General features: G+C 64.6%; 9 protein-coding genes and 1 pseudogene. 5 read left to right on the top strand and 5 right to left on the bottom strand.

Annotation, left to right across the window (positions count from 1 at the left end; genetic code table 11):
- Positions 1–21 precede the first annotated feature (21 nt).
- Entirely contained in the window at positions 22–2604 is a 2583-nt protein-coding gene (locus WFR25_RS05240) for a TonB-dependent receptor (RefSeq protein ID WP_336969203.1), read from the top strand.
- Between the two features lie 83 nt (positions 2605–2687).
- Here WFR25_RS05240 and WFR25_RS05235 read toward each other — a convergent pair whose 3' ends face one another.
- Positions 2688–4697: a right-handed parallel beta-helix repeat-containing protein gene (locus tag WFR25_RS05235; protein ID WP_336969201.1), complete on the bottom strand. Its 2010-nt coding sequence runs from the start codon at positions 4695–4697 to the stop codon at positions 2688–2690.
- A gap of 53 nt (positions 4698–4750) precedes the next feature.
- The gene (locus WFR25_RS05230; protein WP_336969199.1) at positions 4751–5491 is read right to left on the bottom strand and encodes an SDR family oxidoreductase; all 741 of its coding nucleotides are present in this window, start codon (positions 5489–5491) and stop codon (positions 4751–4753) included.
- Between the two features lie 189 nt (positions 5492–5680).
- Here WFR25_RS05230 and WFR25_RS05225 point away from each other — a divergent pair, with 189 nt between their 5' ends.
- The 3 genes from WFR25_RS05225 to WFR25_RS05215 are packed head-to-tail and all read left to right on the top strand — an operon-like array spanning position 5681 to position 9191.
- Complete coding sequence (locus WFR25_RS05225) at positions 5681–7333, top strand: rhamnogalacturonidase (protein WP_336969197.1); 1653 nt, start codon at positions 5681–5683, stop codon at positions 7331–7333.
- Entirely contained in the window at positions 7330–8193 is an 864-nt protein-coding gene (locus WFR25_RS05220; RefSeq protein ID WP_336969194.1) for an amidohydrolase family protein, read from the top strand. Before WFR25_RS05225 ends, WFR25_RS05220 begins: the two co-directional genes overlap by 4 nt.
- Positions 8190–9191: an aldo/keto reductase gene (locus WFR25_RS05215; RefSeq protein WP_336969192.1), complete on the top strand. Its 1002-nt coding sequence runs from the start codon at positions 8190–8192 to the stop codon at positions 9189–9191. Before WFR25_RS05220 ends, WFR25_RS05215 begins: the two co-directional genes overlap by 4 nt.
- A gap of 6 nt (positions 9192–9197) precedes the next feature.
- Here the strand turns inward: WFR25_RS05215 and WFR25_RS05210 are convergent, their stop codons facing one another.
- Together WFR25_RS05210 and WFR25_RS05205 are read right to left on the bottom strand one after the other, a co-directional pair.
- Positions 9198–10346: a CaiB/BaiF CoA transferase family protein gene (locus WFR25_RS05210; RefSeq protein ID WP_336969191.1), complete on the bottom strand. Its 1149-nt coding sequence runs from the start codon at positions 10344–10346 to the stop codon at positions 9198–9200.
- On the bottom strand, positions 10346–11449 hold the full coding sequence (locus tag WFR25_RS05205) for an extracellular solute-binding protein (RefSeq protein WP_336974703.1): 1104 nt from the start codon (positions 11447–11449) through the stop codon (positions 10346–10348). Before WFR25_RS05205 ends, WFR25_RS05210 begins: the two co-directional genes overlap by 1 nt.
- 140 nt (positions 11450–11589) lie before the next feature.
- Here WFR25_RS05205 and WFR25_RS05200 point away from each other — a divergent pair.
- Positions 11590–12279, top strand: a pseudogene (locus WFR25_RS05200) (CaiB/BaiF CoA transferase family protein); the annotation flags it as partial.
- Between the two features lie 186 nt (positions 12280–12465).
- Here WFR25_RS05200 and WFR25_RS05195 read toward each other — a convergent pair.
- Positions 12466–13815 carry an IS1380-like element ISSp1 family transposase gene (locus WFR25_RS05195; RefSeq protein ID WP_013039775.1) on the bottom strand — a complete coding sequence of 450 codons (1350 nt, stop codon included), beginning with the start codon at positions 13813–13815 and terminating at the stop codon, positions 12466–12468.
- Positions 13816–13823 lie beyond the last annotated feature (8 nt).

Below are 13823 nucleotides of genomic sequence, written 5' to 3'. Positions count from 1 at the left end.
CACCGCATGGAGAGGAAGAGCATGCCCCCGAAATCGATCCTGCTGAGCAGCGCGGCCATCATGGCCCTGTCGGCAGCCCCTGTTCACGCGCAACAGCAGGCGGCCTCCGAATCCGGTAGCGAGGATATTATCGTCACGGGATTTCGGGCGACGCTGGCCAATTCGGCCAATGCCAAGCGCAATGCGGGCCAGATCCAGGATTCGTTGCTGGCGGAGGATCTGGGCAACCTGCCCGATACCAGCATCGCCGAAACGCTGCAGCGCATTCCAGGCGTCCAGATTTCCCGCAACACGCGCGGCGAAGGCAACAGCTATGTGGTCAAGGGGCTGCGTCAGGTAATGACGACCGTGAACGGCCGGCAGATTTTCTCCACCACCAACCGCACCGCATCACTGCTGGACTTCTCCGCCGACGTGCTGTCGGGACTGGATGTCTACAAGACCGCGACCTCCGACCAGATCGAGGGCGGTTTGGGCGGTCTCATCAACATCCGCACCGCGCGCCCGTTCGACTATAAGGGGTTCCACCTGTCGGCGAACGCATCGGCCAGCTATTCCGAGTTCCACGACCGCGCCTCGCCGCGCCTGTCGGGCGTCGTGTCCAACCGCTGGGCACTGGGATCGGGCGAATTCGGTGTCATGCTGGGCGGCCAGTATGAAACCTTCTATTCGGGCGGCTATCAGGCCTCCACCAACGCCTATGCGGACAATCGCGCGCTGTTCGACGTCAACGGCAACGGCATCCGCAACGAGGCGGCCGACACCATCACCCTGCCGGGTCAGGTCCGCGCCCGCTACGAACTGGGCAAGCGGACGCGATCGGCTCTCTACGCCGCCGTCCAGTGGCGGCCTGCGCCGGAATTCACCCTGTCGCTCGATGGCCTTTATACCCATTCGAACGGGCGATCGGCGACCCAGCAACTGACGTTGCAGACCGACAGTGCGACCCGCGGCGTGGGCGTGCCGACGCTCAATCCGGGCAGCACTGTTCCGTCCGCCTTCGGCTATGCCAATGCCGTACTGCGCAGCCAGACGGGCGCGACCGAAAACCCTTATGACACCTATCATGGCGCGGTGACGGCAGACTGGATTTCCGGTCCCCTCACCCTGTCGGCGCAATTCGCCTATACCGAAAGCAAGGGTCCCTTTTATTCGCGCAGCATCACGCTGAACAAGCGCGCGCCGAGCGCCAGCGTCGACCTGACGGGGGAAGCGCCCAATTTTTCGACCAGCGGGGTGGACCTGAATGATCCGGCGGGCTGGACATCACCCGCCTATAGCGACCTTGGCACCAATGCCACCGCGCGCCAGCCTTCGGCGCGGATCGACGTCAAATATGAATTTGAGGACAGCCCGATCACAGCGCTGCTCGCGGGCGGGCGCTGGACCAAGCATCGCGCCATTTACGACGTCTATACCTTTAACGCCAGCAACGCCCTGGCCCAACCCTTTGCACAGGCCAGCACGTTGACGCCCGACCGGCTGTTTCGGGGCGACCAGCGCGTCTCCACCAATCAATGGGCGGCCATCCGCGCGCGCTATCTCTCCGACAAGCGGCTGACCCGCTATCTGGCGCAAGTGCCGATCGACGATCCGGCTTATCCGCTGACCGGCAACTATGATTATCGCGAGGAAACGCTGGCCGGCTATGTTCAGGCGCAGTTCGCCTTCGACATTGGCGCCCTGCCGATCGACGGCAATCTGGGCCTGCGCGCCGTGCGCACCGATGGCGTCCAGCGCGTTTATCAGCGCAACGCCGCCGGGCAACTGGTACAGATTGCGGGCGGATCGCCCTATGACAATTATCTGCCCAGCGTAAACGTCCGCGCCCGCTTCACCCCCGACCTGTTCCTGCGCCTCGCCTTTTCAAAGGCGATCACCCGGCCCGAATTTGGGCAGTTGTCACCCGCGCTGGTGCTGGACGTCAACAGCCTGACCGGCAGCGGCGGCAACCCCAATTTGCGCGCGACCACCGCTGATCAATATGATGCGTCGGTCGAATATTATTTTGGCAAGGCCAATTATGCCGCCGTGACGCTGTTCCAGAAGGATGTGACCGGCTTCATCCAGGAGTTCCGCGCAGAGGAGACGGTGAATGGCCAAACCTACCTGATCAACCGCCCGCGTAACGCCAATGACGGACGCATTCGGGGCGTCGAACTGTCCTACCAGCAATTTTTCGACTTCCTGCCCGGCCTGCTGAACGGTCTGGGTTTTCAGGGCAACTATACCTTCGTCGACAGCAAGCTGCAGGTGCAGGGCCGTACCGACCGGGTGCCTGCCGACCAGCTTTCACGCCATGCCTTCAACCTGACGGGCATCTACGAAAAAGGACCGGTATCCTTGCAAGCCTCCTATAACTGGCGGTCGCGCAGCGTGCAGTCCAATTCGGCCGACGCTGCCGGGCGGCGGCTCTGGATCGCACCGCAATCCTCGTTCGACCTGTCTGCATCCTACAACCTGACCAGCTATCTGACGTTGAAGTTCGACATGGTGAACATCGAGCGGGCCTATCTGCGCCAATATTATGACACGCCCGCCATGCCGGCCCAGTCCAATCAGCTCGATCGCACCTATCAACTGGGTCTGCGCCTCTCCCTCTGACCGTCTCCCTCCCCCGGAGCCTGGCCTGGCGCCGCCCCTTCCATGAAGCGGGCGGCGTCATTTTTCTGGGGCGGGTCAGGCCGTCAGGGCCGGACGCCCGCCTGATCGATTACCTGCCGGGCCGGGACGGGCCAATCGCGATCGGGCACCAGATTGTTGTCGCGGGCCACATTGCCGATCTCCTCCAGCCAGCGACCGCCGGTGCTGTTGGAGATATGCCAGTTGCCTGTCGCGATATTGTCCGTCGAAATGCGGCGGCGATACATTTTCCCTGCCGTGTTGATGTTCAGCCATTTGCCCTGGGTTTCGACGACATTGCCCTCGACCCGGAAATGCTTGGACCCTTCATCCAGATAAATGCCGATCCGATTGTTGATGTCGAAGATATGATTGGCGCGGATCACCGCGCCGGGATTGGCCGACAGGTTGTAGATGGCACCGCCGTCCATGAACCAGGTCTTGACCCCATGGATGCGGTTACCTTCCACCAGCGTGTCGCGCAGCGTGGTGGGGGTCGCATATTTCCGGTTATGGACATAGCCGTGCTGTTTTTCGTCATAATTGGGATTGCCGCCCGCATCGTTATAGCCCCATCCCCAGCCCATAGCGATGCCGTCATAGGGCGCGTCCGACACGTCGTTATGCGCGATCCGCGCGCCTGATATGTAGGTGGTGAGGATGGCGGCATTGTCCTTGTAATCCTGGCTGACGGTGGCGACGACATTATCCTCGATCACCAGATCGCGATTGATGAGGGCGGGTGCGTCGGGGTGATGCGCCTCCACCCGGATGCCGCCCGCCATGATCGCGCCGCCCGACAGGACGGTGAAGCGGTTGCGCGTCACACGGATATCCTGCGTGGCAAGGCCCACGCCGGTCAGATGGGCATTGGCGTCGTTGCCGATGCCCAGCGCCACCTGTCCAAGTTGCGAAAAATGGTTGCCGGTGAAACGAATGTCGCGCGCGGCGGAAACCTGGACGGCGGCGGGCATCTGGTTCCATTTCTGGCGCATCGATTCAAATTCGACGCAACCCCAGCCGCAACTGGTCCACGCGTCCTTGGGACGTATCGGCGTGGTCTCCAGCAGGAAGGACCCGCTCTGCTGATTGGCATAGCCGGTGGGCCGCGAAGGGCCGAGCCATGAGGTGTAGGAGAAGCGCAGTCCCTCAAACCGCAGCCGCTCGACAGGCTGGTCGGTCGTGCCGCTGATCGACACCAACGCTTCCAGCATGGGGAGCATGACCCGGCGTTGGGCGATATCCTCGTCCAGTCCCATGCGCAGATAGAGCTTGCCCGCCTGCGGATCGAGGAACCACTGATAGGGTCGCGCATGCCAGTCGTTGGTTCGGTCGATAAATTCCAGAGCATTGACCAGAAACAGGCGTGAATCGTCTGGAAATATTGGCTTGGTTACGGTATCATAGCCCCAGCTATTATTGTCCCAGGCCGGTTGCTGCATGGTCACGCGGTTGCCCGCGATCGCCTTTACCGGGGACCGGCGATCGGTGAAGAAGCCGGTCGCTTCCAGCTCCAGCCGGTCGGGACGGCGGATGCCGGACAGCCAGGCGAGGTCGGGATTGACGATATCGAAGCCGTCAGGTCCAAAGCGCAGGTCGGTGGCGCGGATCTCGATCCAGGGACGTTCGGCCAGCGTATCGTCAACCCATAGCTGGCGAGCGTCGATGCCGCGCGGCACGTCGGCGACATAGATGCGCCTTTCCTCATCATAGAGCTTGAAGCCGCTAACCGGCTGGCCGCCCGACAGCATGGGGCTGGCACCCTCCGCCGCGCGCCACGTCACCTGATGCCCGTTCCGTCCACCATCGGCGCGCCGGAAGATCAGCGGCCGTTCCAGCCGATAGGCGCCGTCGGCCAATATGACGGTGAAGTCCGCCCTGGCATTGCGCGTGCGAACCAGCGCCTGCGCGCGAGCGAGCGAGCGCACCGGTCGCGCGGCCGTGCCGGGATTGGCGTCGTCACCGGCAGGCGCGACATGCACTTCGACCGCCGCTGCCGTCCGCGCGACAGTCGGCGCGGCCAACGCCCAGCCCGCCAGCGCCACCACGCGCAGCATGATTCTGCCCAACCCCATATCATCCTCTCCCTCGCCCGCTGCCCAAGATCGGCCGGGCATGCTTATCGCCGTCAGTTGACCCAGCCGCCATCGATCACGTTGATCGTGCCTGTGGTAAAGGCGGATTCGTCCGATGCCAGATAGAGCGCGAGCGCGGCCAGTTCCTCGACATGGCCGAACCGTCCCATCGCCTGACGCGCGGTAAATTCAGCATAGGACTTGTCGAAATCGCCCGTGTCGTGCAGCCGTTGGAGCAGCGAAGGGGTTTCGACAGTGCCGGGGCATATCGCATTGCACCGGATGCCCTGCGTCACGAAATCGACCGCCACCGACTTGGTGAGCCCGATCACCGCCGCCTTGGTCGCGCCGTAGGCGAAGCGATTGGGCACCGCCTTGATGCTGGAACAGACCGACGACATGTTGATGATCGACCCGCCACCATGCGCGATCATCGCGGGCAGGACGGCGCGGATCATGCGATATTGGGCGGTGACGTTGAGCGCCTGGGAAAAGTCCCAGGCCTGATCGTCGCAGTCCAATATCGTACCCGCATGGACATAGCCCGCGCAGTTGAACAGGATGTCGAGGTCGGGATGATCGGCGGCGGTCGCGCTGACCGCCGACGCGTCCGTAACGTCCAGCACGCGCGTCACGGCACCGGCCGCCGCCAACCCCTCCAGCGTCTCTTCGCGTACATCGGTTGCGATGACGCGCGCGCCTTCGCGCAGAAAGGCTTCGACCGTCGCGCGGCCAATCCCCTGACCAGCGGCGGTCACAAGCGCGGTCTTTCCCGCAAGGCGTCCCAAGACCATCGTCTCAGGCCGCGGCGATGAAGCGCTGGCGCTGCTCGCCCAGCTTTTCGATGCCATCACCCACACGACATAATTTCATTCCGCACTTCCTTTCGGCAGGATCAATCGGCATGGACAGCCATCATTCATGTTGTATGATGTCGTATGTTTTAAACGGTCGCAAGCGCCGATTGAGCGGAGAGGATAAGAATGGCGCAAGAGCGAGATCCACAGGACGAAGGCAGCGTGAGCGAAGACGGGGCGATGCTGTCGCGGCGCCATGCGTTGGCAGGGCTGGCACTGGTGGCGGGATCGCCCGCGCTGGCCGCCAGCGGCCTGTCCAGCGGCGCAATCGAGGATGTGAAGCGGCATGGCGCGCGCGGCGATGGCAAGGCGATCGACAGTCCGGCCATCAACCGCGCGATCGATGCGGCCGCCCGGCGCGGCGGCGGGATCGTCTTCGTACCGCCCGGTCGGTATCTCTGCTTTTCCATCCGGCTGCGCGACCATGTGACGCTGTACCTGTCCGCCGGATCGACGATCGTCGCGGCGGACCCGGACAGCCACGGCGCCCGCTATGACGCGCCCGAAAATTATCTGGAGGAACAGTTTCAGGATTTCGGCATCACCCATGTCCACAACAGCCTGATCTACGCCGATGGCGCGCGCGACATCGCGATCATGGGCGAAGGGATGCTGCACGGCGTCGGACTGGATCGCGAAGGCCCCGGCGATCGCTGGCATGCGCGGGCTATATGGCAATCGGCAGCAGCGGTCGGCATCTCGCCCCGCGATCTCGCGCTGCGCGACCCCAGGGAAGCCGCGCAGATCGGGCGCGCGAACAAGACTATCGGCCTGATGAACTGCCGCAACGTCCGCCTGGTAGGCTTCACCATCCTGCAGGGCGGGCATTTCGGCATAATCGCCCATGGCTGCACCAACATGGCCATCGACCGTCTGGTGATCGACACCGACCGCGACGGCATCGACATCGATTGCTGCCGCGACGTCCGCGTGACCGGCTGCGTCGTGAACGCGCCAAAGGACGATGCGATCGTCCTCAAGAGCAGCTATGCGCTCGGCCGCGCCGTCATGTGTGAGGACATATTGATTACCGGCTGCAAGACCAGCGGCTATGCCATGGGCACGCTGCTCGATGGCAGTTACCGCCCGTCCGACTATCTCTCGCCCGACGGTCTGGGACCATTGGGGCGGATCAAGATGGGGACGGAGACTAATGGCGGCTTTCGCAATGTGCAGATCACCGACTGCCTGTGCCGCAACAGCCGTGGCCTGTTGATCGGGATCGTCGATGGCGGCACGATGGAGGATGTCAGCATTTCCGGCATCAGCCTGCGCGATCCGGTGAACCATCCGCTGGCGGTCCATCATGGCGCGCGGATGCGGGCACCGCGCGGGACGCCCGTCGGCCGCATCCGTCGCATCCGGTTCGACCAGATCAGCATATCGGGCGCGCGCATGGCCTTTCCCTGCGCGGTGGAGGGGATTGCCGATGCGCCGGTCGAGGATATCGCCTTTTCCGACATCTCGGTCGTGGCGACGGGCGGCGGGACGGCGCAGGATGCCGCGCGCAATCCCGAATATCGGCGCGAAACCAGCCTGGAGATATCCTATCTGAAAACCCTGCCTGCCCACGGCTTCTACGCCCGCCACGCCAAGGAGCTGACATTGCGCGACTGCAGCTTTCTGGTCGAGACGCCCGATGCCCGGCCGACCGTAGCGCTGCGCCATGTCGATCACGCCCTGATTACGGGCATCATCGCCCCCAACCCAACCGCTGCCATGGTGTCGCAGGTGGACAGCCGCGATATCGTCGTGCGGGACGCAAGGCGCGTCGCATGAGCGACGACGGCAGCGACATGCAGATTCTCGATTCCCACCAGCATTTCTGGCGGATCGATGCGCCGGGGCACCAATGGCCCGATACTGACTGGCCGACGCTGTACCGGGACTTCCTGCCCGCCGACCTGCGGGACGCAGCGGCCCCCCTCCCCTTGGCCGGGACGATATTGGTCCAGTCGCAGCCGGATGATCGCGATACCGACTGGATGCTGGATCTGGCCGCAAAAGACCCCATGATTCTAGGCGTCGTCGGCTGGGTCGGGCTGGACCGGGCCGATGCGCCGGACCGGATCGGTGCCCTGGCAGCGCGCAACAAGATGGTCGGTCTGCGTCCGATGCTACAGGGAATCGACGATCCGGACTGGATATTGTCCGATGCCGTCGCGCCCGCTCTGCAGGCGATGGTGAATCATCGTCTGCGGCTTGACGCCCTGATCGAGCCGCGCCACCTGCCCATTATCGCCCGGCTGGCCGACCGCTGGCCGACCCTGCCGATCGTCATCGACCATGGCGCCAAGCCCGACGCCGCGCACGGCGCAATCGACCCGTGGCGCGACGATCTGGCGGCACTGGCCGACTGGCCGCATATCTGGTGCAAGCTGTCCGGCCTGCGCACCCAGCAGGCGCCGGACCAGTCCGCCGATGCCCTTGCCCCCTATGTCCGCCATATCCTGACCAGTTTCGGTGATCGGACGATGTGGGGCAGCGACTGGCCGGTCCTGCTGCACGCGGGGGACAGCTATGCCGATGGGGTACGCGATACGCTCCGGCTGTGCGGGCCGCTGTCGATTGAGGAGCGCGCCCGCCTGTTCCGTGGCGCTGCCCACGCCTTTTACGGCCTAACGGAGAAAATGGCATGATATCCGGCATCGGCCCATTGGGCTTCGGCGCGGCAGCGATCGGCAACCTCTTCCGCGCCATATCGGATGACGAGGCGCAAGCGACAATCGCGGCGGCATGGACGGCGGGCCTGCGCTATTTCGACACCGCACCCCATTATGGCTTCGGCCTAAGCGAGAAGCGGCTCGGCGAAGCGCTGGCTCTCCTCGACCCCCGTGGCGAGGCAATCATCTCCACCAAGGTCGGACGGCGGCTGGACCCCTTTCCCGAAGCCGACCTGCATGCGGTGCGGCAAGGCTTTCTGTCACCCGAACCCTTTGAAAGCCGATTTGACTACAGCCATGACGCGGTGATGCGATCCCACGAGCAGAGCCTGAAGCGCCTGAAGCGCGAGCGGATCGACATTCTCTATGCCCATGATATCGGCCGCCTCGCCCATGGCGCGGATCATCCCGCGCAGATGCGCGCCTTTCTGGACGGCGGTTTTCGCGCGATGCGGCGGTTGCGCGACGAAGGCGCGGTGCGGGCGATCGGCATCGGCGTCAATGAAGTGGCGGTGTGCGAGGAGATGCTGACCCATGCCGATATCGACATCCTGCTGCTGGCAGGGCGCTACACGCTGCTACAGCAGGAGCCGCTGGATCGGCTGTTCCCGCTCTGCGTAGAACGAGGGGTTCAGGTGGTGATCGGCGGCCCTTATAATTCGGGCATATTGGCGCGTAGCGCAGGGCGGGATGGGGAAGCCGGTCAGGCCCATTATGAATATGGCGCTCCGCCGCCTGCGATCGTCGATCGAGTGCAGCGACTGGATGCTCTGTGCGCCAGCCATGGCGTGCCGCTGGGTCGCGCGGCCCTGCACTTCCCGCTCAGACACCCCGTCGTCGGCACGGTGGTCGCGGGCTTTGCGGGCAAGGACGAGGTGGATGCGGCCATCGCGCATCTGGCCGAACCCGTGCCTGGCAGTCTGTGGGCCGCGATGCGCGACGCGGGGCTAATCGATCCGCGCGCGCCCGTCTAGGTCCGATCAGGCCTCGCCCATTTCCCGGCGGATGGCGGCGCCATGCTGATCGACATGCGGGGCGCCGCGACCGTTGCGCGCCCGCAGCCCGTCGAAGCGCAGCGGTGAGCGCGTGGTCATCAATGTGTCGCCGTCCCGCCCGATGGGTTGCAGCATCTCCAGCCGGCGGAAGGCTTCGTCCGCCATCAGTTGTGGCCAGTCCAGCACCGGCGCGCACCAGATGTCGCGCGCTCGCAGCGTCGCAAGCCAGCTTTCGCTATCCTCCTGCGCGATGCGATCGGCCAGGAGCTGACGCAGCCGATCGCGGTCGCGAAAGGCGTCCCCCGCGAGCGGGATAGCGAACGCCTCCTCCAATCGAGGCAAAGGCGTCATCGCCAGCGCCAGCCAACCGTCGCGCGTGCGATAGACCCCATAGGGCGCGGCGAGATAGGCATGGGCGTTGCGCACCTGCGCCCGCCGGGGCAGGCGTCCGCCATCGTTGAGATGGGTGGTCAGCACCTCGAACTGGAAATCGATCATCGCTTCCAGCAGGCTGGTTTCGACATGGGCGCCCTGTCCCCTGATGCTCCGGCGAACCAGCGCAGCCAATAGGCCTTCGGTGAGCAGATGACCGGCGAGCATGTCGGCGACCGACAGGCCGAAGGGCACCGGCCCGTCGTCGGCGCTGCCGCTCAGCCACATCGCGCCCGACAGGGCCTGCGCCAACAGATCCTGTCCCGGCCATCCGGCCCATGGTCCATCCTCGCCATAGCCCGATATGGTGCCGACGACGAGGCGGGGGTTTCGCGCACCCAGCGCCTTTGGCCCGATGCCCAGCCGGTCCGCGACGCCGGGCCGGAAATTCTGGATCACGACATCGGCGCGATCGGCCAGCCGGAACAGCGTTTCGCGGTCGGCCTCCATCCGATAGTCGAGCGCGATCCCCTCCTTGTTGCGGTTGATTGCGTGGAACAGGGTCGAATCGCCGCCGATATCGGTATCGGTCAGGTAAAGGCTGCGGCAGATATCGCCCGCGCCCGGTCGCTCCACCTTGATGACCCGCGCGCCCAGATCCGCGAGACGCAGGGCGGCGGACGGTCCCGACAGAAATTGCGCCATGTCGAGCACCAGCAAGCCGTCAAGGGGCAGGTCCGGCGGCAATGGATCGGCCTCCATCAAAGGCTGGCCCGGTACAGCCGGTTCAGCGCGGCGATCGTCCCGTCCGCATCCTCGCCACCACGCAGGGCGTCATTGAGGCGATCAGATGCCTGCTGCTGAAAACCCATATAGCCCGCATGGCGCGGCCGCAGCCAGGCCCCGTCCAACGTCGCACGTGTGGCGGTGTAGAAATCCATAGTCTGGCGGTTGAGCGCCGCATCCTCCCACGCCTGCGCATGACCGGGCTGACCGCCAGATGGCGCATAGACGCGCGTCTGGATGGGACCGCTCGCGACCCACAGGGCGAAGGCGGCGGCTTCGTCCCGGTGTTCGCTATTAGCCGAAACCGCAATGCCGGTGCCGCCCAGCGCCGATCCGGCGGGACCGGCCGCACCGACGAGGGGCAGGTCGTGGAAGGCGATGCGCGTGTCGCGGAAATCCTCCAGCGCATAGCTGACATAACCGTAGATCAGCGGCGACGCCGCAATGCGGGATCGCGCCTCGCCCATCGCCTCCAGCACGGCGATCGGGTCCTGATCATAGGCCTGCGGATCGAGCAGCGCGACCAGTTGCGACAGGCGCTGATAGGCAAGCCGCGCTTCGGGTGGGAAAAGGTCCACCCCCGTCACGTCGAGGGTCAGTCCCTGAAGCCCGCACAGGGTGAAGAGCGACATCAGTGAATGGGGCGGGCGCAGGGCGAGCGCGATCCCTCCCGCCCCGGCAAGGGCCATCACCGCATCCCATGTCGTCACCGGCCCCGGCAACCTGCCCGGCACCCAGGACTGCACCTGCGTCGCCGCATCGATCGGCAGCGCCCATTGATGGTCCTTCCAGTGATAGCTGGGAAAGGAGGCGCCGACCGACCCGGCGGCGATGGCGGCCAGCGACGCGGGATCGCAGACTGTATCGAGCGCCAGCAGGCATCCGGCGTCGGCGACCTGCCCGACATGGGGATGATCGATCACGATCAGATCATATTGACGCGCCAGTTCCTCGACCGAAAATGTCTCGAAATCCTGCAGCGAGCGGCGATCCCACTGGATGTCCTGCCCGGTCTGCGCCCGCCATTCGCGCGTGGCCGCCGCCAGCGGATCATAACCGCGCGGATGGTCCCATGTCATGCCTCGCACAGATACTCTCTCCCGGCCACGAAATCTGTTGACTCACTATGGCCGTATCCATAGCCTGAACAAATATCATATTAAATGACAAATATTTTTGAGAGGGTGGTTTTTTGTCAGCGGGCAACAGCGATCGACCGATGTCCCTTCCCCTGGAAGGCGTGACGATCCTGGATTTCAGCCAGTTTCTGGCTGGACCTTCGGCAGCACTGCGGCTGGGCGATCTGGGCGCGCGGGTCATCAAGGTGGAACGGCCCGACGGCGGCGACGCCAGCCGCAATCTCTACCTTGCCGACCTGGCGTTCGATCGGGACAGCGCGTTGTTTCATGCCATCAACCGGGGCAAGCAGAGCCTGACCGCCGACCTGAAGGACGCCGACGATCTGGCGATGGTGCTGCGGTTGGTGGCGCGCGCCGATGTGCTGATCCACAATTTTCGCCCCGGCATCATGGACCGGCTGGGGCTGGGCTGGGATCAGGTCAGCGCCGTCAATCCGCGCCTCGTCTATGCCGGGGTCAGTGGTTATGGCCCGGAAGGACCATGGCGCGACCGGCCGGGGCAGGACCTGCTGGTCCAATCGCTGTCGGGCATCGCCTGGCTGACGGGGAATGGCGACGGACCGCCCATCCCCGCCGGGCTGTCCATCACCGACATGATGGCGGGCGCGCAACTGGTGCAGGGCATCCTTGCCCTGCTGGTGCGCCGGGGCGTGACTGGCGAAGGCGGGCGCGTCGATGTGAGCCTGATCGAAACCGCCATCGACCTGCAATTCGAGCATCTGGCTGTTTATCTCAATCGCGGGGGCGACATGCCCCAGCGTAGCGCGGTGGCCAATGCCAACCTCTATCCTCTCTTATTCACGACGCTCGGTTTCGGGCCCGCTCTGGGCATTTGCTGCGGCTGGCTGTATTGCGCGGACGACCGGCATCGCTGGCGTTTGTTTCACCGCATTCGGATTGATGGGCTTTTCGGGTTGAAGGGCTGGGCTCGGAGTTCTGCGGCGCTGCCGCATGGGCTACGTCGGCGCAGGCTTCAGCCGGAGAACGAGGGCGCGGAACAGGTCGGCATCCGGACAGGCGGAAGCGAAGGCAATGCGGATGCGGCTAGCACTTTCTACGACGCGCGCAGCGACCTTGAGCAGCCGCAGGCGCAAGGTGGTAAACTCCGCGCTTGCCAGAGCAGCGGTCCTGGGCATCGCCTGCTGGATGCGCCATAGCAGCCAGTATGCGGCAGTGTGCAGTATCAGGCGCATCTGATTGGCATTGGCCGAGCGGCACGAGGTTCGGTCGCTGGCGAGCTGGGACTTGTGGCGCTTGATCAGGTTCTCGGCCTGACCACGCGCGCAGTAGAGCGTGTCGTAGATGTGCTCGGCCGATCCTGTTGCCAACGAGGTGACGACATAGCGGATGTCCATGCCCAGCGTGCTGGCCTCGATCCGTGCAACGACGCGACGCTGGCACTTCCAGGTCTTTGCCCCATAGCGGGTCTCGGCATAGTTGCGCAGGACGGGACACTGACGCTGGGCGCGCTTGACCGCGCAGGCATCGGCGACCGCAACAATGGCGGGATCGGCGCGCAGCGCTGAATTGGTGGGCAGGCCGAACACGTAATCGACGCGGGCCGCATCGCAGTAGGCCATGACCTCGGGTCGACCATAGTGCCCGTCGCCGCGGATAGTGATGTGGGTATCGGGCCAATTACGGCGCAGGTGACGCACCAGGCGTCGGATGTGCCCCGCCGCCTCCTTTCCAGAAGGCGTCTTGCCTGTGCGCAGCAGCATGGCCACCGGCCTGCCGGTCGCGGTGTCGTAGATATGGATCGGTAGGAAGCAGCGCTCCCCATGATGCCCGTTCCAGAACGAGAGCTGTTGATAGCCATGCACGACGTCGCACGTGTCGTCGATATCCAGCGTGACCGCTGTCGGAGGGGCGGGATAGCTGGCGCAGTAGATGTCGATCATCGCGGCCATCATGCTGGCCAGTTCGCGCGTAGTCGGTGCATTTTCCCACCGGCTCATCGTCGGTTGGCTGGCCAGCCCCGCGCCCGATTCCGGCAGCTTGCCGAGCGCCAGGCGGAAGCCTGGATCGTCGCGCAGAGCATCGAGATCATCGGCATCCTCATAGCCGCACGCAATCGCGAACACACGGGCACGCAGAATGTCATCCAGGCGATGGATCACCCGCGCTGGATCGCGCGGATCGGCAATACAAGCCGCCAGGCGCTGGCAAATCCCCATCGCGCGCTCGGCCTGTGCAAGCAGTAGAACACCGCCATCCGAGGTAAGCCGGCCACCGTCGAACGCAGCTGTGATTTTCTTGCGGCCGACTGCTGGGAATCCAAATGAGCTTGCGATATCATCGTTCATGGCGGGTG

Source organism: Sphingobium aromaticiconvertens (assembly GCF_037154075.1).
GTDB lineage: Bacteria > Pseudomonadota > Alphaproteobacteria > Sphingomonadales > Sphingomonadaceae > Sphingobium > Sphingobium aromaticiconvertens.
Note: the sequence above shows the minus strand (reverse complement) of the source record. Positions and strands in the feature narration are given on the sequence as shown.

Bases quoted from the DNA above. Each gene is read 5' to 3' on its own strand.
- WFR25_RS05240 (WP_336969203.1), top strand. From the start codon at position 22: ATGCCCCCGAAATCGATCCTGCTGAGCAGCGCGGCCATCATGGCCCTG.
- WFR25_RS05220 (WP_336969194.1), top strand. From the start codon at position 7,330: ATGAGCGACGACGGCAGCGACATGCAGATTCTCGATTCCCACCAGCAT.
- WFR25_RS05215 (WP_336969192.1), top strand. From the start codon at position 8,190: ATGATATCCGGCATCGGCCCATTGGGCTTCGGCGCGGCAGCGATCGGC.
- WFR25_RS05235 (WP_336969201.1), bottom strand. From the start codon at position 4,697: ATGGGGTTGGGCAGAATCATGCTGCGCGTGGTGGCGCTGGCGGGCTGG.
- WFR25_RS05230 (WP_336969199.1), bottom strand. From the start codon at position 5,491: ATGGTCTTGGGACGCCTTGCGGGAAAGACCGCGCTTGTGACCGCCGCT.
- WFR25_RS05205 (WP_336974703.1), bottom strand. From the start codon at position 11,449: ATGACATGGGACCATCCGCGCGGTTATGATCCGCTGGCGGCGGCCACG.
- WFR25_RS05195 (WP_013039775.1), bottom strand. From the start codon at position 13,815: ATGAACGATGATATCGCAAGCTCATTTGGATTCCCAGCAGTCGGCCGC.
- WFR25_RS05210 (WP_336969191.1), bottom strand. From the start codon at position 10,346: ATGGAGGCCGATCCATTGCCGCCGGACCTGCCCCTTGACGGCTTGCTG.
- WFR25_RS05225 (WP_336969197.1), top strand. From the start codon at position 5,681: ATGGCGCAAGAGCGAGATCCACAGGACGAAGGCAGCGTGAGCGAAGAC.